Annotated in this window: 22 protein-coding genes; 15 read left to right on the plus strand and 7 right to left on the minus strand. The window is 62.3% G+C overall.

Annotated features, from left to right (window positions below; all coding sequences use genetic code 11):
* The first annotated feature begins 28 nt into the window (after positions 1–28).
* The 4 genes from kdpB (at position 29) to NJC38_RS01875 (ending at position 6,155) form a co-directional block, all read left to right on the plus strand.
* Positions 29–2,083: a potassium-transporting ATPase subunit KdpB gene (kdpB, locus tag NJC38_RS01860; RefSeq protein ID WP_253111364.1), complete on the plus strand. Its 2,055-nt coding sequence runs from the start codon at positions 29–31 to the stop codon at positions 2,081–2,083.
* An 82-nt stretch (positions 2,084–2,165) separates the two neighbouring features.
* A complete protein-coding gene (kdpC, locus tag NJC38_RS01865) occupies positions 2,166–2,729 on the plus strand; it encodes a potassium-transporting ATPase subunit KdpC (protein WP_045490400.1) in 564 nt (187 codons plus the stop codon).
* Positions 2,730–2,788: 59 nt separating this feature from the next.
* Positions 2,789–5,431 (plus strand): sensor histidine kinase KdpD, encoded by a 2,643-nt coding sequence (locus NJC38_RS01870; RefSeq protein ID WP_253110815.1) that lies wholly within the window; start codon positions 2,789–2,791, stop codon positions 5,429–5,431.
* A gap of 28 nt (positions 5,432–5,459) precedes the next feature.
* Positions 5,460–6,155 carry a response regulator gene (locus NJC38_RS01875; protein ID WP_045490405.1) on the plus strand — a complete coding sequence of 232 codons (696 nt, stop codon included), beginning with the start codon at positions 5,460–5,462 and terminating at the stop codon, positions 6,153–6,155.
* On the opposite strand, the gene NJC38_RS01880 is transcribed toward NJC38_RS01875, so the two are convergent.
* Entirely contained in the window at positions 6,152–6,400 is a 249-nt protein-coding gene (locus NJC38_RS01880) for a hypothetical protein (protein WP_253110818.1), read from the minus strand. The genes NJC38_RS01875 and NJC38_RS01880 overlap by 4 nt on opposite strands.
* Before the next feature lie 276 nt (positions 6,401–6,676).
* Between NJC38_RS01880 and NJC38_RS01885 the strand changes: the two genes are divergently transcribed.
* The 4 genes from NJC38_RS01885 (at position 6,677) to NJC38_RS01900 (ending at position 8,561) form a co-directional block, all read left to right on the plus strand.
* Positions 6,677–7,060, plus strand: coding sequence for a hypothetical protein (locus NJC38_RS01885; RefSeq protein ID WP_045490411.1), 384 nt, complete (start codon positions 6,677–6,679; stop codon positions 7,058–7,060).
* A gap of 104 nt (positions 7,061–7,164) precedes the next feature.
* Positions 7,165–7,773, plus strand: a complete 609-nt coding sequence (locus NJC38_RS01890; protein ID WP_253110821.1) for an SCO family protein — start codon at positions 7,165–7,167, stop codon at positions 7,771–7,773.
* Positions 7,773–8,270, plus strand: a complete 498-nt coding sequence (locus tag NJC38_RS01895; RefSeq protein WP_253110824.1) for a copper chaperone PCu(A)C — start codon at positions 7,773–7,775, stop codon at positions 8,268–8,270. Before NJC38_RS01890 ends, NJC38_RS01895 begins: the two co-directional genes overlap by 1 nt.
* A gap of 108 nt (positions 8,271–8,378) precedes the next feature.
* The gene (locus NJC38_RS01900) at positions 8,379–8,561 is read left to right on the plus strand and encodes a hypothetical protein (RefSeq protein ID WP_045490420.1); all 183 of its coding nucleotides are present in this window, start codon (positions 8,379–8,381) and stop codon (positions 8,559–8,561) included.
* Between the two features lie 47 nt (positions 8,562–8,608).
* Here NJC38_RS01900 and NJC38_RS01905 read toward each other — a convergent pair whose 3' ends face one another.
* Entirely contained in the window at positions 8,609–9,625 is a 1,017-nt protein-coding gene (locus NJC38_RS01905; protein WP_253110826.1) for a 1-aminocyclopropane-1-carboxylate deaminase, read from the minus strand.
* A 139-nt stretch (positions 9,626–9,764) separates the two neighbouring features.
* On the opposite strand from NJC38_RS01905, the gene NJC38_RS01910 reads away from it, so the two are divergent.
* Positions 9,765–10,271, plus strand: coding sequence for a winged helix-turn-helix transcriptional regulator (locus NJC38_RS01910; protein WP_045490427.1), 507 nt, complete (start codon positions 9,765–9,767; stop codon positions 10,269–10,271).
* A gap of 178 nt (positions 10,272–10,449) precedes the next feature.
* Here NJC38_RS01910 and NJC38_RS01915 read toward each other — a convergent pair whose 3' ends face one another.
* A complete protein-coding gene (locus NJC38_RS01915) occupies positions 10,450–10,920 on the minus strand; it encodes a transketolase (protein ID WP_253110829.1) in 471 nt (156 codons plus the stop codon).
* Positions 10,921–11,229: 309 nt separating this feature from the next.
* Between NJC38_RS01915 and NJC38_RS01920 the strand changes: the two genes are divergently transcribed.
* From NJC38_RS01920 to NJC38_RS01930, 3 genes are all read left to right on the plus strand, one after another.
* Entirely contained in the window at positions 11,230–12,042 is an 813-nt protein-coding gene (locus tag NJC38_RS01920) for an energy transducer TonB (RefSeq protein ID WP_253110832.1), read from the plus strand.
* Positions 12,043–12,155: 113 nt separating this feature from the next.
* Complete coding sequence (locus tag NJC38_RS01925; RefSeq protein WP_045490438.1) at positions 12,156–12,875, plus strand: MotA/TolQ/ExbB proton channel family protein; 720 nt, start codon at positions 12,156–12,158, stop codon at positions 12,873–12,875.
* Position 12,876: 1 nt separating this feature from the next.
* The gene (locus tag NJC38_RS01930; RefSeq protein WP_045490441.1) at positions 12,877–13,278 is read left to right on the plus strand and encodes a biopolymer transporter ExbD; all 402 of its coding nucleotides are present in this window, start codon (positions 12,877–12,879) and stop codon (positions 13,276–13,278) included.
* Between the two features lie 82 nt (positions 13,279–13,360).
* Here the strand turns inward: NJC38_RS01930 and NJC38_RS01935 are convergent, their stop codons facing one another.
* A complete protein-coding gene (locus tag NJC38_RS01935; protein ID WP_253110835.1) occupies positions 13,361–13,696 on the minus strand; it encodes a hypothetical protein in 336 nt (111 codons plus the stop codon).
* A 338-nt stretch (positions 13,697–14,034) separates the two neighbouring features.
* Here NJC38_RS01935 and NJC38_RS01940 point away from each other — a divergent pair, with 338 nt between their 5' ends.
* The gene (locus NJC38_RS01940) at positions 14,035–14,892 is read left to right on the plus strand and encodes an SDR family oxidoreductase (RefSeq protein ID WP_253110838.1); all 858 of its coding nucleotides are present in this window, start codon (positions 14,035–14,037) and stop codon (positions 14,890–14,892) included.
* Between the two features lie 94 nt (positions 14,893–14,986).
* Positions 14,987–16,417, plus strand: a complete 1,431-nt coding sequence (locus NJC38_RS01945; protein ID WP_253110841.1) for an NAD-dependent succinate-semialdehyde dehydrogenase — start codon at positions 14,987–14,989, stop codon at positions 16,415–16,417.
* A 133-nt stretch (positions 16,418–16,550) separates the two neighbouring features.
* Here the strand turns inward: NJC38_RS01945 and pbpG are convergent, their stop codons facing one another.
* Positions 16,551–17,489, minus strand: a complete 939-nt coding sequence (gene pbpG, locus NJC38_RS01950; RefSeq protein ID WP_045490452.1) for a D-alanyl-D-alanine endopeptidase — start codon at positions 17,487–17,489, stop codon at positions 16,551–16,553.
* Positions 17,490–17,740: 251 nt separating this feature from the next.
* Between pbpG and NJC38_RS01955 the strand changes: the two genes are divergently transcribed.
* Positions 17,741–18,301, plus strand: a complete 561-nt coding sequence (locus NJC38_RS01955; protein WP_045490455.1) for a hypothetical protein — start codon at positions 17,741–17,743, stop codon at positions 18,299–18,301.
* A 9-nt stretch (positions 18,302–18,310) separates the two neighbouring features.
* Here NJC38_RS01955 and NJC38_RS01960 read toward each other — a convergent pair whose 3' ends face one another.
* The gene (locus tag NJC38_RS01960; protein ID WP_253110844.1) at positions 18,311–18,493 is read right to left on the minus strand and encodes a hypothetical protein; all 183 of its coding nucleotides are present in this window, start codon (positions 18,491–18,493) and stop codon (positions 18,311–18,313) included.
* Positions 18,494–18,626: 133 nt separating this feature from the next.
* Entirely contained in the window at positions 18,627–19,007 is a 381-nt protein-coding gene (locus NJC38_RS01965; protein WP_045490460.1) for a hypothetical protein, read from the minus strand.
* Between the last annotated feature and the right edge of the window lie 64 nt (positions 19,008–19,071).

A 19,071-nucleotide genomic window follows, 5' to 3' on the forward strand; every position in this document is an offset into this window, starting at 1 on the left:
TGCGGCCTTCTGAGGACTGAACATGAATATGCTCACTGACAACCATCCGCCGGTCCAGGCCCATAACCTGCCTGCCGCGACCAGCCTGTCGGCCTTGTGGCGCCCGGCGCTGCGCCAGGCATTTATCAAGCTCGACCCGCGTCAACTGGTGCGCTCGCCGGTGATGCTGGTGGTGGAACTGACCGCCGTGCTTACCACCGTGCTGTGCCTGATCCCCGATCCGCAAGTGCCCACCGGTATTGCAGTGCAAATCGCTCTGTGGTTGTGGTTCACCGTGCTGTTCGCCAACTTTGCCGAGGCGCTGGCTGAGGGGCGGGGCAAGGCCCGGGCTGATAGCCTCAAGTCCGGCAGCGAAGGGCTCAAGGCCCGCTTGAGGGACGAAGACGGCCAATGGCGGCTGGTGGATGCCGGCACCCTGCGTAAGGGCGACATCGTGCGGGTCGAAGCCGGGGAGATGATTCCCGGTGACGGTGAGGTGATCGAAGGCATCGCGGCGGTCAACGAGGCGGCGATCACTGGTGAGTCGGCGCCGGTGATTCGTGAATCCGGCGGCGACCGCTCGGCGGTCACCGGCAACACCCGGCTGGTCTCCGACTGGCTGCTGGTGCGCATCCAGGTCAACCCCGGCGAATCGACCCTCGACCGCATGATTGCCTTGGTGGAGGGCGCCAAACGGCAAAAGACCCCCAACGAAATCGCCCTGGACATCCTGCTGATCGGCCTGACCCTGATCTTTTTGCTGGTGGTCATGACCCTGCAGCCCTTCGCCCGGTTTGCCGGCGGCAGCCTGCCGCTGGTGTTTCTGGTGGCGCTGCTGGTGACCTTGATTCCGACCACCATTGGCGGGCTGCTGTCGGCCATCGGCATCGCCGGTATGGACCGGCTGGTGCGCCTCAATGTCATTGCCCGTTCGGGGCGGGCGGTGGAAGCGGCGGGGGATGTGCATGTACTGCTGCTCGACAAGACCGGCACCATCACCTTCGGTAATCGTCGCTGCGCCGGACTGTACGCGGCGCCCGGTGTCAGCCCGCAGCAACTGGCCCAGGCCGGCTTGTTGGCGTCGCTGACCGACGACACCGCCGAGGGTAAATCGATTGTCGAGTACCTGCGTAACCTGCACCCGATTCAGGCCCCGGCGCTGAGTGAAGTCACCGGCGTGCCGTTCAGTGCCGAGACCCGGCTGTCAGGGGTGGACTACCAGGGCAAGGTGTATCGCAAAGGTGCGGTGGATTCGCTGCTGATGTTTCTCGGCCAGACCCGCGCCGACCTGCCCGCGCCGCTGGTGCGGGAAATCGAGCGCATTGCCAAGTCCGGCGGCACGCCGTTGCTGCTGTGCGGCGATGGTCGCCTGCTGGGTGCAATCCATCTCAAGGACGTGGTCAAGCCTGGCATTCGTGAGCGCTTTGAGGAGTTGCGCAAGCTGGGCATCCGTACGGTGATGGTCACCGGCGACAACCCGCTGACCGCCGCCGCCATCGCCGCCGAAGCCGGGGTCGATGATGTGTTGGCCGAAGCCACGCCAGAGAAAAAGCTGGAACGGATCCGCTTTGAGCAGGCGCAGGGCCGTCTGGTGGCGATGTGTGGTGACGGTGCCAACGATGCGCCGGCGCTGGCCCAGGCCGATGTCGGGGTGGCGATGAACGACGGCACCCAGGCGGCTCGCGAAGCGGCCAACATGGTCGACCTCGACAGCGACCCGACCAAGCTACTGGACGTGGTGCAGGTCGGCAAGGAACTGCTGGTCACCCGCGGGGCACTGACGACCTTTTCCATTGCCAACGATGTGGCCAAGTATTTTGCTGTGCTGCCGGCGCTGTTCGCCGCGATCTACCCGCAACTGGGCGTGCTCAACATCATGCAACTGGCCAGCCCGCAGAGCGCCATCGTCTCGGCCATCGTATTCAATGCGCTGATCATCGTCGCGCTGATTCCGTTGGCCCTGCGGGGCGTGCGCGTCCAGGCTGCCAGCGCTGCGCACCTGCTGCGCCGCAACCTGCTGATTTTCGGCGTCGGCGGGCTGATTGTGCCGTTTGTGGGGATCAAACTGATCGATTTGTTGCTTGGTGCACTGAATCTGGTGTGACACAGCCTGACGGCGACTATGTATTTGTTGCTTCGGGGCTCAAGCCCCTCCTACAGGTAATCAATTTTGCGAGGAGATGTACATGACAACCATCCTGCGCCCGGCGCTGAGCCTGTTGCTGTTGATGACCCTGGTCACTGGTGTGGCCTATCCGCTGGCGGTTACCGGCGTTGCGCAACTGGCGTTTGCCGAACAGGCCAATGGCAGCCTGGTGCGTGATGCCAGCGGCCAGGTCCGCGGTTCGGCACTGATTGCCCAGCCTTTCGATGGCCCGCAGTGGTTTCAGCCTCGCCCTTCGGCCGGCGCTTTTGCCACGGTGGCCAGCAGCGCCAGCAACCTGTCCGCCGCTAACCCGGCATTGGCCAGCCGGGTGGCTGAAACCGCCACATTGTTGAAAAGCCAAGGGCAGGGCGCAGTGCCAATCGCCTTGCTGACCACCTCCGGCAGCGGCCTGGACCCGCACCTGCCGCCTGAAGCCGCCGACTGGCAGGTCGGGCGCGTGGCGGTCGCACGCAATCTGCCCGAGCAACAACTGCGTGCGCTGATCGAGGCCCATACTGAACGGCCGTTGTTCGGCCCGCCGGTGGTCAATGTGCTGGCGCTCAATCGCAGCCTTGACGCCCAGGCGCGCGTGGCAAAAATGTAACCTTTGTGGTGATGTCTTCGCGATCACCCTTAATTGACCCTGACCGAGCAAGCCGACACGTGAGTGACTCCAGCCGAGCTGATGCCATCCTGGCCCAACTGCCCCGCGACGGTCGCGGGCGCCTGAAAATTTTTCTCGGTGCAGCGCCGGGGGTGGGCAAGACCTACGCCATGCTGCAAGCCGCCCACACCCGCATGCGCCAAGGGGTGAACCTGCTCGCCGCCGTGGTGCAAACCCACGGTCGGGCCGAGACCGAAGCGCTGCTGGTCGGGCTGCCGCAATTGCCGATGCTGCGCCGCGAATACCGGGGCATGACCCTTGAAGAAATGGACCTCGACGGCGTGTTGCGGGCGGCGCCAGCGCTGGTGCTGGTTGATGAACTGGCGCACAGCAACGTGCCGGGCAGCCGCCATGACAAGCGCTGGCAGGATGTGCACGAACTGCTTGCCGCAGGCATTGATGTGTACACCACGGTCAATGTCCAGCACCTGGAAAGCCTCAACGACCAGGTACGCGCCATCACCGGCGTCCAGGTCCGCGAAACCCTGCCGGACTGGGTGTTGCAGGAAGCCTTCGAGCTGGTGCTGATCGACCTGCCGCCGCGAGAGCTGCTGGAGCGGCTACGCGACGGCAAGGTGTATGTGCCGGAGCAGGCACGGGCAGCCATCGATGCGTTTTTCAGCCAGACCAACCTCACCGCCTTGCGCGAACTGGCGATGCAGACCGCCGCCGCGCAGGTGGACAACGATCTGGCCCAGGGGTATCGGCAACGCGGCGAACAGGCACCGGCGGTGCGTGGCCGGCTGTTGGTCGGGATTGACGGCGATATCCAGGCCGACCTGTTGGTGCGCCATGCCAGCCGGGTCGCCGAACGTCGTCACCTGCCCTGGAGCCTGGTGCATGTCGACGCCGACCGGCCACTGGATGAGCAGGGCCGGGCTTACTTGCAGGGCGCCCAGCAACTGGCCGAGCGCCTGGGCGGCGAGGTGGTGACCCTGCGCGCCGGTGAGGTGGCCCGGACCCTGTTGCAGCATGCCGTCGAGCGTCGGGCCAGCGTGGTGATGGTCGGTCAGTCACGGCACCTGTGGCGGCGGCGGCTGTTCGGTGGCGGGGTGGCCGGGCGTTTGTTGCGTGAGGCCCACGGTCTGGAAATCAGCGTGCTGGACAGCCAGGCCTTGCCCGACCGGCCTCGTCAGCGCGCCCCGATCAAGGGGCTGGACTACGCGCTGGCGGTGCTCGCGACCGCGCTGGCCAGTGGTGTGGCCTGGGGGATTGCCGGGATTCTGGCGTTACCCAATATCTCGCTGATCTTCCTCATGGCGGTGCTGCTGGTGGCGGTGCGCAGCAGTGTCGGGCCGGCCCTGTTCTGTGCATTACTGTCGTTTCTGGCTTATGACTTCCTGTTCATGCCGCCCAACTTTTCGTTGAGTATCCAGCGCGAGGAAGACGTACTGACGCTGGTGTTCTTTCTGCTCATGGCGGCACTCACCGGCCAGCTTGCCAGCCGCCAGCGCCGTCAGTTCAAGGCCTTGCGCGCCACTCAGGAGCAAACCAGTACGGTGCTCGACCTGTCGCGCAAGCTTACTGCCGCCACTGACCGTCAGGCGGTGCTCAGCGCCGCCGAGCAACACCTCAGTGGCTGGCCGGAGCTGCAACTGTGCCTGCTCGGCCGTGACCAGGACGCCAGTTGGGTGGTGGAGCTGGGCGGTCCGCTGACCTTCAGCGAGGCCGAGCGAGTAGCGGCTGATTGGGCCTGGCAGCACGATCAGGCAGCCGGGCTGGACACCGGTACTTTGCCGTCCGGACGCTGGTGGTGGTGGCCGGTGTCGGCTGAAGAAGGGCCGCTGGCGCTGCTTGGCGTCTGCCCTCGGCCAGGCCATCGCTTCACGGCCCAGCACCGGCGTTTGCTCAGCGCCCTCAGCCAGCCGCTGGCCCAGGCGCTGGCCCGTGCGCAACTGGTGCAGGATCTGGAATCGGCGCGCCTGCATGGTGAAACCGAACAACTGCGCAGCGCCTTGCTGGCCTCGGTGTCGCATGATCTGCGCACGCCGTTGACCGCTATGCGCGGCAGCATCGATAGCCTGTTGGCGCTGGGCGAAGCGATCCCGCTGGATGACCGCCGCGAGCTGCTTGAAGGCACCCGCGACGAGGCCGAACGGCTGGACCGCTATATCCAGAACCTGTTGGACATGACCCGCCTGGGCCATGGCTCACTGAAACTGGCTCGCGATTGGGTGGCCCCGGCCGACATCGTCGGCAGTGCGCTGGGCCGCTTGCGTGCGGTGTTGGCGCCGTTGCAGGTCGAGGTGCAGATGGCCGCTGAGTTGCCGCTGTTGTACGTGCATGCGGCACTGATCGAGCAGGCGCTGGTCAATGTGCTGGAGAATGCGGCACGCTTTTCGCCAGTCGGCGGGGTGCTGCGCGTGCACAGCCGGGTCAGTGAGGGCGAGTTGCAGTTGCTGGTCAGCGATCAGGGGCCGGGGATTCCCGAAGCAGAGCGGGCGAAGATCTTCGACATGTTTTACACCGCAGCACGCGGTGATCGCGGTGGCCCCGGCACCGGCCTGGGGCTGGCGATCTGTCAGGGCATGGTCGGTGCCCATGGCGGGCGGGTCACAGTGACCGAGGGCATTGACGGGCTCGGCACCTGCATGACCTTGCATTTACCCTTGCCAGCCCAACCCCAGGCAGACTCAGAATGAGCGCGTATCCCCCACGAGATTACAGCCGGTGAGCACCCAGCAGACAGCGACCATTCTGGTCATCGACGACGAGCCGCAGATCCGCAAGTTTTTGCGCATCAGCCTGGCATCTCAAGGCTACAAGGTGCTGGAGGCGGGCGATGGTGCCGAAGGTCTGAACCAGGCGGCGCTCAACCGCCCGGACCTGGTGGTGCTCGATCTGGGCTTGCCCGACATGGACGGCCAGCAATTGCTGGTCGAGCTGCGCGAGTGGCTGCGAGTCCCGGTGATGGTGCTCTCGGTGCGCGCCAGCGAGGCGCAGAAGGTCCAGGCCCTCGATGCCGGGGCCAACGACTACGTGACCAAGCCGTTTGGTATTCAGGAGTTTCTCGCCCGTATTCGTGCGTTGCTGCGTCAGCCTGCCGACACTCAGCAGGCCCAGGCAGTGCTGACCCTCGGCCCGCTGAGCATTGACCTGGCGGCCCGCCGTGTGCAACTGCACGGCCAGGACGTCGCGCTGACCCGCAAGGAGTATGCGGTGTTGGCCGCGCTGGCCCGCCATCCCGGCCGGGTCATCACCCAGCAACAACTGCTCAGGGACATCTGGGGGCCGACCCACACCCAGGACAGCCACTACCTGCGCATCGTGGTCGGCCACCTGCGCCAGAAACTGGCCGATGAGCCGACCGCGCCGAGGTACATCATCACCGAGGCGGGCGTCGGCTATCGGCTGGCGAGCGACTAGTCTTCGGGATCTTCTTCGTGCTTCAGCGCAGCGCGGGCGACCAGTTCCGCGAAGCTCGCCTGCACCACCTCGCTGTTGTCGCGGATCACCGCCAGATGCTCATGAATGCGCGCCAGGCTGTGCGGGTCGCCTTGCTGGTCGATCCACAGGGCGATGTCCTCGACGGTCGCGACCAGCGCCGAGTTGTTCTGAATGAGCCGGTCCAGCAGCTTGACCAGCGGATCGTCGGGCAGATTCTCAGACATGGCAGTGACTCCTCAGACAGTCAGCCTGAGCCTAGTTGAGGATTGGCCGCTGCTGGCGTGTTGCTACATAAACGCTTACACATCTACCAGGCCGAATACAGGCACCTCACACTGCGCACCCGCTCGCCGCCCGGCCGGTCAGACGAATATGACCCCGTGCGCCATTTTGCCGCACAGACACGCACGCCCGGCCAGCAGGCGCTTTGCTCCGGCTACCGGACACCGGTGACGCAATGAAGGTGTTCCCCCAGCCTGCGCAGTGGTAAATTCGCCGCCATGAAATTCGTCCGCACTCATCGCTCGCCGCTGGCCGTCCTGCTTGCCGGTCTGGTCCTTCTCGGCGCCCTGGCCTGCAGCATCGGCCACGGGCAGATGCTTAGTGCCTTCATGCCTGTTGCCATGAGCGATATCTGCGGCCCGGACGAGTCCGCCGTGCACAGTCCTGCCGCACACAGTCAGGACCAGACCGGCCACGGTCTGCTCATGCAACTGGCGCTGTTCGACTGCGCTTACGCCAGCAAACTGACCAGCGCATTGCTCGGCTTCGCAGCCCTGGGCTGGCTGGTGCGAACCCTGCGCCGCCGCGCCCTGATGCCTGAACGCCTGAGCTGGACATCGCTGCGCCACTGTTCACCGGGCCGTGTCGCTCAGGCGCCCTGATACCACCGCGTGGCATCTTTGTGCGGCCCACCGTGTACACGGTGCGCGCTGTCTGACAGTACGGGAGTGATCCCGTCCCGATCCTCTAAACAGGACCGCAGTGCATGAGTCATCACTTTTCCCGCCGCCAGGTGGTCGCCGGCCTGTCCATGCTGAGCATGGGCGGCCTGCTGGCCGGATGCGGCAACTCCAACGTCCTGCCGTTCAAGCACGGCAAGGACATGAGCAACCAGATCATCGGGCGCAATTTCAAATTGCGTGACGTCGACGGTAACCTCAAGACCGTGTCGAGCTTTCGCGGTTACATGCCGATGGTGTTCTTCGGCTTCACCCAATGCCCGGCGATCTGCCCGACCGCGCTGGCCCGTGCGGCGCAGATCAAGAAACTGATGGGCGCCGATGCGCCGATTTTCCAGGTGATCTTCATTACTCTGGACCCGGAGCGCGACACGCCGCAGATCATCGACAAGTACGTCAAGGCTTTCGATCCCGAGTTTGTGGCGCTGTCTGGCACCCTCGAAGAAACCGCCGCTACCGCCAAAGAGTTCGGCGTGTTCTTTGAAAAGGTCCCGCTGGGCGACAGCTACACCATTTCCCACACCGCAACCAGCTACGTGTACGACAGCCGCGGCGTGCTGCGCCTGAGCCTGGGCCACAAACTGACCGCCCAGCAATGCACCGAAGACCTGCTCACCCTTATGGAAGTCTGCTGATGAAAACTCTGATGGTTAGATCGTTGAAGGTCGTTGGCTCCTGCGCGCTGTTGCTGGGCCTGAGCCTGCCTGCCCATGCCGAGACCCAGGTCAAGGATGCCTGGGTGCGCGCCACCGTCGCCGGTCAGCCGGCCACCGGTGCGTTCATGCAATTGACTGCCAGCAGCGACAGCACGCTGGTCGGTGTCGCCTCGCCTGCGGCCAAGACCGTGGAAATCCACGAGATGAGCATGAAAGGCGAGGTCATGAGCATGAAACCGGTCAGCAGCGTCGAGCTGCCAGCCGGCAAGACCGTGACGTTCAGCGCCGAGGGCTACCATGTGATGCTGATCGGTCTGGTGGCTCAGGCCAAGGAAGGCGACCAGATCCCGCTGACCCTCACGGTGCAGGACGCCAAGGGCGAGCGCCAGAGCGTTGAAGTACAGGCCCAGGTCCGCGCGCTGAACACCAGTGACCATGATGCGCATGCCGGGCACGGTGCACACAGCGGTCATTGATCGGCGGTGGTGGGCCGCAGAGTCTGCAATGTGCCGAACGGTCCTGTCATGCAGCCTTCAGAGGTGTAAGGTAAATGATGCAACACACCCGTATCTCTGGAGGTGAACATGAGTACTGCGATGCTGCACAAGGTGCAAGTCAACGGCTACCAGGTGATCAGTGTGAACAACGGCCCCTGGCGGGTCTGCACCGACCACGACCGTCTGGCCATTTTCAACACCCGCGATGAGGCCATGGCCTATGCCGTGTGCCTGCCCACCCGGACCAGCAAGCCCGCCACCCACCATTGACCCCGCTCTTCAGGGCCGCGAAGGCGGCCCTGAATCTGCCGTGCGTTTCAGCCATCCTTGAACAGGAAACTATAGGCATTGATCGCTGGCACGCCGCCCAGGTGTGCATACAGCACGCGCGAGCCTTCCGGGAACTCGTTATTGCGCACCATCTCGATCATCCCGTGCATCGATTTGCCTTCGTAGACCGGGTCGGTCAGCACCCCTTCGAGCCTGGCGCACAGGCGGATCGCTTGCAGCGTACCGTCACTGGGCAGGCCGTATTCAGGACCGCCGAAACGGGTGTCGAGTACCACGTCAGCGTCGTTGATTTCCCGACCCAGCTCGACCAGCTCTGCGGTATGCCGGGCGATGCGCAGGATCTGCTCGCGGGTCTGTTGCGGTTTGGCCGAGGCGTCGATGCCGATCACCCGTTGGGCGCGACCATCGACGGCAAAGCCTGCGATCATGCCGGCCTGGGTGCTGCCGGTCACCGAGCAGACCACGATGTAGTCGAACTTGAAGCCGAGTTGTTCTTCCTGTTGCCGCACTTCATCGGCAAAGCGTGCGAAGCCCAGGCCGCCGTACGGGTGTTCCGAGCAACCGGCCGGAATCGGGTACGGCTTGCCGCCCTTGGCCTGGACATCGGCCAGGGCGTTTTCCCAACTTGGACGGATGCCGATGTCGAAGCCTGCGCTGTCCAGGCGCACATCAGCGCCCATGATCCGCGACATCTCGATATTGCCGACCCGGTCATACACCGCATCGGAGTAATTCACCCAGTTTTCCTGGACCAGCACGCACTTCATGCCCAAATGGGCGGCCACCGCCGCGACCTGCCGGGTCTGATTGGACTGGATACCGCCAATCGACACCAGCGTGTCGTAGCCGCCTTCAATGGCTTCAGGAATCAGGTATTCAAGCTTGCGCGTCTTGTTGCCGCCGAAGGCAAGGCCGCTGTTGCAGTCTTCGCGTTTGGCATACAGCTCGACCTTGCCGCCCAGGTGCTCGCTCAGGCGTTTGAGCGGGGTGATCGGTGAGGGGCCGAAGGTCAGCGGGTAACGTTTGAATTTTCCCAGATTCATGGTGAGGCTCCATCAGTGGTCGAACGATGGACTCATCTTAAGAAAAGCGTGGAAATGACGGGTTGCAAAGAATGATCAGTTGACGAACTTGATGTTCGTGATTTCTATTTGAAGATCATTTTATTTCGTGAAATGGACCATGAAAGCAATAAATGAACACAGCAAAACCCGCCAGCCCGGCCCGCCACCGGTTCTCGACCGGATCGACAAGGCGATCCTGCGCAGCTTGCAGCGCGATGCTTCAATCTCCAACGTGGCGCTGGCCGAAAAAGTCAGCCTCAGCCCGCCAGCCTGCCTGCGCCGGGTCGAGCGACTCAAGCAGGCCGGAATTATCAAAGGGGTGGTTGCGCTGCTCGACGGTGAGGCGCTGGAGGCGGGCATGGTGGTGCTGATTGGCGTGGTACTGGACCGTTCGACGCCGGAGTCGTTTGCCCAGTTCGAAGCCGCCGCTCAGAAGATCTCCGGCTGCATGGAGGTGCATGTGGTCACCGGCGAGTTCGACTACTTCATGCTGCTGCGCACCCGTGACAGCCAGAGCTTCAACAAACTGCACGCCGAGCAGTTGTTGTACCTGCCCGGGGTCAGGCAGATACGCTCGTTCATGGGCCTGCGCCAGGTGCTGTCGACCACCCAACTGGCGTTTTAGCCGGTCATCATGCTGCCGTGCCTGAGAAACAGGACAGTGTAGGAGCGACCTTGGTCTGGCGGCATACCGACGAAGGCGGTGTGAAACCGATCGCTAATGTGCTGATTTCACCGGCCCTTTCGCGAGCTCGCTTCTACAGATTTAGCGCATCATGGGGCTTGAGTGATCGGCATTATTGCTACGCCGGCGAAAGAAAGTGGTCCTGCAGATAGCCTCTGACCAATTGCCCGGTGGTGTCGAGAATTTCCTCGATCTGGATATCCATTACGGCTTGCGCCTGTTCGGCGGCATCCAGACCGAAAAAGTGCAGGCGGTGCCCGCACACCGACCCCAGCCAGGTCAGGTGCACGCTGTGCAGCATTTCGACGTCCAGCAAATGGCAGGTCTTGGGGATCTGGCCGAGCAACTCGCTGGCGACGCAGCGCGTTGGCTGGTGCGCATCGGGGTTGCTGGCTTCGGCGGCCAGCCATTGATGCTCCAGTTGCACCGGGTGCGGGATATACAGGCACGCGACCTGGTCCCAATCGCTGATCCGGGCGGCGAGGGTGTCAACCAGGTAGCAGGGCAGGTCACCGCTGCAAATGATGATGACCCCGGTGTCCTGAGTGGCAGGCTTGATCCAGCCGGGCGGTTCTGAATCCTTCAGCATGAACAGCTCCTTGTTGGTTCTGCACCGCTGGTGAGCGGGTTCGATGAGTAATGGCTATTTGCTCTGCGTTGTCAAAGCGCTTTTTGCCAGCGGCTGTGCAACGGCTTTGGCACAGGGCTCTGCGGACCGGCGCAGTATCCATGGCTAAAAACTGCATATTTCTTTTGTGAATAAACAACGAACTAAATATTCCTTTCTGGCGTATAGGGTTTCGTAGATGATTGCCCTCAGCGAAAACCACTTTGAAGAAGGGTGACTGATACCAACAGAACCTGGATTTTTTTACCGAAAAAATGCAGGAGTGAATCAATGGGCAATGTCCAGACCGCTGCCAGTGCACATGAGGTGCCTTGGCGCCAGGCACCAAGCGGCGAGTTGGTCGACCTGGGCCGTCCTTACCGTGGACCCTTGGCGCTGTCGCGTTTGCACAGCACGCCCAAGCGGGTTCTGGGCCGCCGGGAAGGCATTCTGTTGGGCGCCTTCGCCCTGGTGTTGCACGGCGCAGTGATCTACTGGGTCAGCCAGACACCAACCCCCGCGTTGCCGGTCGTGCCGCCGGAAATTCCGCCGATGACCATCGAATTTTCCGCCCCCACTCCGCCAGTGGTCGAGCCTCCGCCGCCGGAGCCGATCCCTGAGCCGGTGGTTCAGGAGCCGCCGCCACCGGTTGAAGACGAACTGGCGGTCAAACCGCCGCCGCCCAAGCCCAAGCCGAAACCGGTGGTCAAGCCTGCACCAAAACCTGTGCCTAAGCCGGTCGAGCAGCCACCAGCGCCAACGCCGCCGCCGCCGCAACCGGTCGCCGCGCCAGCACCGCCGGCACCACCCGCGCCTGCGCCGGTGACTCCGCCATCGGCCAGTGCCGGTTACCTGCGTAACCCGGCGCCGGAATACCCGTCGCTGGCGATGCGCCGCGGTTGGGAAGGCACTGTGTTGCTGCGAGTGCATGTACTGGCCAGTGGTCGTCCGGGCGATATCCAGGTTCAGAAGAGCAGCGGGCGCGACCAGCTCGATGAAGCCGCCGTGACCGCCGTCAAGCGCTGGAGCTTCGTACCCGGCAAACAGGGCGACAAACCGGTCGATGGCTGGGTCAGCGTACCGATCGACTTCAAGCTCAAGTAACGGCTTTACCCGGTTTTCTAACCAAAAATTGCGCTTTACCCCATTTCAGCGGGCGACCTGACAAAAGGAGCATCGCACACCCGACCTGATGCATCTGCACGAGAGTACCGAACATGAACCTACTGGCATCTCCATTCGAATCTGTTGAACACGCGGTCATCTGGCTGCTGATTGGCTTCTCCGTCGTGACCTGGGGCCTGGCCCTGCTCAAGGGCGTGCAGTTCTCACGCCTGAAGGGCCAGGACAAGGCCTTCCACAAGAAATTCTGGGCCGCCTCCAGTCTCGACTCCGCAGCCGAGCTGGCGCACAACAACCCAGGCTCTGCTGCCCGTGTCGCCCAGGCCGGTTACGCGGCCATCCAGGTACAGGAAAACGCCCAGAACGACCTGAGCCAGTCGATCAACCACCAGGACCGTCTGGAGCGCGCCCTGCGCCAGCAGATCGTCCGTGAGCGCCGCTCGCTGGAAACCGGCCTGGCGGTACTGGCCAGTATCGGCAGCACCTCGCCGTTCATCGGCCTGTTTGGCACCGTGTGGGGGATCATGTCAGCGCTCAAAGGTATCAGTGCGGCCGGTTCGGCCAGCCTGGAAACCGTCGCCGGGCCAATCGGTGCGGCACTGGTCGCAACCGGTGTCGGTATCGCCGTCGCGGTGCCTGCGGTACTGGTTTACAACTACTTCCTGCGTCGCCTGAAGCTGACCGCTGCCGACCTGGACGATTTCGCCCATGACTTCTACAGCCTGGCCCAGAAGCATTCGTTCCGCGTCCTGCTGCACCCGGTGCTCAAGTCCGGCGCCACTGCCAGCGGCCAGAAAGTGAAGGAGGCGTCCTGATATGGCGTTCTCGACCCAAGACAGTGATGAAGTGCTCAGCGAGATCAACGTAACCCCGCTGGTGGACGTGATGCTGGTACTGCTGGTGGTGTTTATCGTCACCGCACCGCTGCTGACCAATTCTATCCCGATCAACCTGCCCAAGACCGAAGCGGTTGCACCGGCCGAGCAGAAAGACCCGTTGGTGGTCAGTATCGATGGGCAGGGCAAGGTGTTTATCAATAAGGATGAGATCCAGCCTGATCTGCTGGAAACCAACCTGCAGGCGGCCAAGGCCAAGGACGACAAGGTTCGGGTGCAACTGCAGGCCGATAATGGCGTGAACTATGGCGAAGTGGCGCGGGCCATGGCCTCCATCGAACGCGCCGGTATTACCAAGTTGTCAGTGATTACCGCGAAATAGCAACTGCCCCTTCAAGACAGTGAGCTTCGGGTCATTCCGCCAAGGCATGGGAATGGCCCTTTTTTTGCTTGTACCTTGCCGCTCAACTGCAGGCTTCCGCCGCGATGTAGTAAGCCGTTGAGTCTTCAACCACCGGCAACATGCCGCTCAATGGTTTGGCACTGTCCAGGCTTTCCAGGCTCTCACCGGTGCCCAGCAGCGAGACCGTTGCGCGCTCGCAGTTGTAGAGGTGCCGGGAGTACAACACACCCAGCATGCCTTCACGTCGGGTCACGACCACGCGCTGCTGCGGGTGACCGGACTTTTTCACCAGTGCGTGCTGGGCGCCCGGATCGTGCGGAACGCTGATCGGCTTTTCCGCAGCATGGACTGCCAGTGTGGGGGCCACAAAGGCCAGCGCGAGTATCAGGGTTTTCATCAGTGCCTCCTGCGGATGATGCGACGCGCCTTGCGTACCTGCTCAAATTATGAAATCCAAAAGTGCTGGCATATAGCCGCTTGTCGACTCGCGCAGTGTTAGTCCATTGCTGATACAAAACCCGTTACACATTTTGTTAAAGGGCAGGGACTTGCGGGCGAGATGTTCGTGTGCGCACGCCAATGACGGCGGTTTGTCGCCAGGCCTTTTCCGACCGGCGGTCTCATCCGGTCGGCATGCCCGATGCCGACCATTCGTCAGGGCCACAGATGACTGTGTTGAACACTAGGCGGCGCATGGGGGACACACAAAGACATCCCATGCAGAGGAAACCCTTCATGACTGACTACCCACGCCCGCCGTTCCCTAAACAGACCCAGCCGGTGCCCGGCAGCCAGGGCCGCATGGACCCTTATCCCGACTGCGGTGAAGAAAGCTACACCGGATCGGGCCGCCTGCAGGGCAAGGTGGCGCTGATCACAGGGGCCGACAGTGGTATCGGCCGTGCGGTGGCAATCGCCTTTGCCCGTGAAGGTGCTGATGTGGCAGTGGCCTATCTGGATGAGCATGATGACGCGCGGGAAACCGCACGCTGGGTCGAGCGCGCGGGGCGTCAGTGTCTGTTGCTGCCCGGTGACCTTGCTGAAAAAGCCATGTGCAAGGAAATCGTCGACAAGACCGTGGCGCAATTCGGGCGCCTCGATGTGCTGGTCAATAACGCGGCATTCCAGATGACCCATCAGCGCTTCGAAGATATCCCGGACGAGGAGTGGCTGCGCACCTTCGATATCAACATCACCGCGATGTTCCGCATCTGCCAGGCGGCGGTTCCGCACATGCAGGCCGGTGCCTCCATCATCAACACCAGTTCGGTCAATTCCGACATGCCCAAACCGACGCTGCTGCCTTACGCGACCACCAAGGGGGCGATCGCCAACTTCACCGGTGGCCTGGCGCAGTTGCTGGGGGAGCGGGGTATTCGGGTCAACAGCGTTGCGCCGGGGCCGATCTGGACGCCGCTGATTCCGGCGACGATGCCGGCAGAGGAGGTCGAGCAGTTCGGCAGCAACACACCGCTAGGTCGCCCCGGTCAGCCGGTCGAGGTTGCGCCGCTGTATGTATTGCTGGCCAGTGACGAAGGCAGCTACCTGTCAGGCGAACGCTTTGGTGTCACTGGCGGGCGGCCGATTTTGTAACGCTGTGGTTGATCTGCGCGCAGACAGCCCCATGTAACCCATAGAGAGAAATGACAGACAGTTTTTATTCGAAGTCAGCCAATGGAGAGTCACGATGTATCCAGATGTGCAACTGTATATCGACGGTCAATGGCGCGCCGCACGTGACGGCCGCTCGCAGCCGGTGCTGAACCCTGCCACTGGCCAGACCATCGGCCAGGTCGCCCATGCCGATATCGCCGACCTGGACGAAGCCTTGGCCGCCGCCGAGCGCGGTTTTGCGACCTGGCGGGTGACGCCGGCATTCGAGCGCTACAAGATCATGCGTCAGGCTGCGGTGCTGGTTCGCGAGCGCGCCGAGGCCATTGCCCGGATCATGACCCAAGAGCAAGGCAAACCGTTGGCCGAAGCCCGTGCCGAGGCACTGTCGGCCGCCGATATCATCGACTGGCTGGCTGAAGAGGGGCGCCGCAGTTACGGTCGCCTGGTGCCGTCGCGTAACGTGCATGTCGAGCAGAAAGTCATCAAGGAACCGGTCGGCCCGGTCGCCGCGTTCACACCGTGGAATTTTCCAATCAACCAGGTGGTGCGCAAACTGTCTTCGGCGCTGGCCGCCGGTTGCTCGATCATCGTCAAGGCCCCGGAAGAAACCCCGGCATCGCCGGCCGAACTGATCCGCGCCTTCCACGACGCCGGCGTACCGGCGGGTGTGATCGGCTTGGTTTACGGCGACCCGGCGCAGATTTCCGGCTACCTGATCCCGCACCCGGTGATCCGCAAGGTCACGTTCACCGGCTCGACACCCGTCGGCAAGCAACTGGCAGCGCTGGCCGGCCAGCATATGAAGCGCGCCACCATGGAGCTGGGCGGTCATGCTCCGGCGCTGGTGTTCGCCGATGCTGACCTGGACCTTGCCGCCCGCACCCTGGCGGCCAGCAAATTCCGCAATGCCGGGCAAGTGTGTGTCTCGCCGACCCGGATTCTGGTGCAGCGTGAGGTGTTCGATGAATTCACTGAGCGGTTCGTCGGCCTGACCCGCGAGGTCAAGGTCGGTTCCGGGCTGGACGCAGGCACCACCATGGGGCCGTTGGCCAACCCGCGCCGGGTCCCGGCGCTACGGGAACTTGTTGACGATGCTGTCAGCCACGGCGCCCGCCTGGAAACCGGTGGCAAGGCGATTGAAGGCGACGGCTGGTTCTTCGAACCCACCGTGCTGAGCGGCCTGACTACTGCCATGCGCATCATGAACGACGAGCCGTTTGGGCCGGTGGCCTTGCTGGTGCCGTTTGACAGTGTCGAAGAGGCGATCGCCGAATCCAACCGGGTGCCTTACGGCTTGGCATCCTATGCCTTCACCACCTCGATCAAGACTGCCCAGGCGCTGAGTTACGGTATCGAAGCCGGCATGCTGAGCATCAACCATCAGGGTATCGGCCTGCCGGAGGTGCCGTTTGGCGGCATCAAGGACTCCGGTTACGGTTCTGAAGGGGGCACCGAGGCCATTGAGGCTTACCTGAACACCAAACTGGTCACCCAGTTCGGTTGAGTCGCAATGCTGTCTGGTTGATTGCAGGAGCGAGCTTGCTCGCGAAGAGGACGGTGAAACAGCACATTTGTTGTGAGTGCCACGCCATCTTCGCGACCAAGGTCGCTCCTACAGGGGGAGGTCAGGCGCGCAATTATTCCTTGGCCTGTTGCAAGCCATTTTGCTTGATTGCCAGGTTCTTCTCTTTCTTGTACTGCAATGCCACCGCGGGTACCGGGCCGCTCTGGCCGGTTTCCAGCCACTTGCGCAGGCGGCTGGCATCGGCAAAGTGAGTCTGCTTGCCGAAAGCATCAAGAATCACCACCGACACCGGCCGTTTGGCCATGGTGGTGAGCAGCACCAGGCAGTGCCCGGCCTGATTGGTAAAGCCGGTCTTGGTCAGGCGAATATCCCAATTCTCCCGATGCACCAGATGATCGGTGTTGCGAAAGCCCAGGGTGTAATTGGGCTTGCTGAAGCGCACGGTCTTTTCTTCGGTCGCGCTCAGTTCGCTGAGTAATGGATATTTGCGTGCTTCCATCAACAGTTTGGTCAGGTCGCGCGCCGTCGACACGTTGAATACCGACAAGCCGGTCGGTTCCAGAAATGCGGTATGGCTCATGCCCAGCGCCTTGGCCTTGGCATTCATGGCTTTGATAAACGCCGGATAACCTCCCGGGTGACTGTGGGCCAGGCTGGCTGCCGCACGGTTTTCCGAAGACATCAGGGTAATCAGCAACATGTCACGACGATTGAGCTGGCTGCCCAGCTTGACCCGCGAGAATACGCCTTTCATTTCTTTGGTTTGGGAAATATCGACCGGGATCAGTTCGTCCATCGACAGCTTGGCGTCCAGCACGACCATGGCAGTCATCAGTTTGGTGACCGAGGCAATCGGCACCACCACATCCGGGTTATTGGCGTAGATGACTTTATTGGTTTGCAGGTCGACAACCATGGTGCTGCCGGAGGCCAGGTGCAGATTGGCCGGGTCACGATTGAACGGGGCAGGCTCATTGGCCAGTGCCTGAGTACCGATCAGCGAGCCTGTAAGTGCAACTAAAAGGCCCAGCGTACAAAGACGGATTTTCAAGAACAGTACTCACTCAATGGAAGGTGCGTCAGCACACGACAAAACAGGAAAAACAGCGCATTTTAGAAGCAGTTTTTGCCTAAAGTCGATGGGGCGAGTGGCGCATTTGTGCATTAAGTCGAGCCATTGGATATTTGTTCAGAGAGGGTTAAGTGACAAAACGGTATTGCCCGTAATATTCGTGGTATCTATCACCTACACCGATTAGCATCCCACGTCATTCGAATGTCACGGGTTCAAGGAGTCAGGCAATGCCCAAGGGGTTGATCGGCAAGGATTACCTGTTACTGGTTGTCGTTGCTGCGGTAATTACAGTGGTTATGCTGGGCGCCGGTTTTCTGGTCAAGCCAGTGGACTGGGCCGGCTGGGTGCAGGCCACCGGGGTGATCGTGGCGTTGTTGCTGGCGGTGGCGGTGCCGGCCATCCAGCGCAGCCAGCAGGCGCGTGAAGCGCAGCGGCAATTGCGCGAGCGCGAAGTGGGCTACGCACGGCGCATCCAGTACCTGTGCGGTGAATTGAGCGAAATGCAGGGGCGCATCAGCCTTAATCTGTTGCACCTGCGCGCCAATGACCGGCATCGTCTGAAATTCACCTTGCAGGACTACCTGCACCGGTTGTTCGAGTCGCACAAGCATGATCTGAATGACGACCGGATCGTGGTCGTCCACGAGTTGCGTCAAATCGCCAACGATGTAATCGATGAACTGGACAGCGGTCGCACTGATCGGGCGGTGTATACGGTTATTGAACGACGTTTGCAAAAGCTGGCGCAGCGTTGTCAGATCATCGTAGTGATCGCTGAGCGTCTTTGAGCCGCGGCTTCAGCCATTGAGCCCGGGCTTTTCCAATTGTTGGTAAAGCGCCTGGGCGGCGGGCAGCGAGGTCAGGGGACCGCTGACCGCCTCACCGTCGCGCATCAGATACCAGCACGCCAGCAGCCCTTGCTCGCGCAATTGCGCCGGGACTGCACTGCCTACCACCGACATGATATTGACCTTGTTCATGACTGCCTCCGTAACCGATGCAGTTCACTTTACTCACGCCCGGCGGCTGACAGAAATCAACGCTTTCGATAGTGGTCATTGATACAAAGGCCATAAACGACAACCCCGCCGTGGGGGCGGGGTTGGGTGAGTCTTACCAGCGGCCGCGTGGCGGGCCGTAGTACACCGGTTGTGGCGGTGGACCGTAGTGGCGGTAGTAGCCTGGTGGTGGGCCAGGGTAGCGCTCGACCACTTCATAGACCGGTGCCGGGCGGTAATAGACCGGTGGCGGTGGTGGTGCGTAATACACGTTGCGTGGCTGCACGTAGACGGGCTCACGCTGGATGTAGACAGGCTCGCGCTCTACATAAACGGTCCGGTCGCGGCTGCCGGCCACGGCGGCGCCCACCACGGCGGCACCGACTATTGCACCCGCTATCGCCGGACCTCCCCAGCCATGGCCGCCGGCATTGGCTTGACCTGCCAGCGCCAGGGCACCTGCAAACAGGGCGATCTTGGAAAAATGACGAATCATGACGGTTGTTCCTCGGCTTTCGACCCGTTGTCGCAGGGCACCGTCTTTCAGTGCTGCCACGGGG

It is taken from the genome of Pseudomonas sp. 21LCFQ010 (assembly GCF_024129905.1).
In the GTDB taxonomy this organism is placed as follows: Bacteria; Pseudomonadota; Gammaproteobacteria; order Pseudomonadales; family Pseudomonadaceae; genus Aquipseudomonas.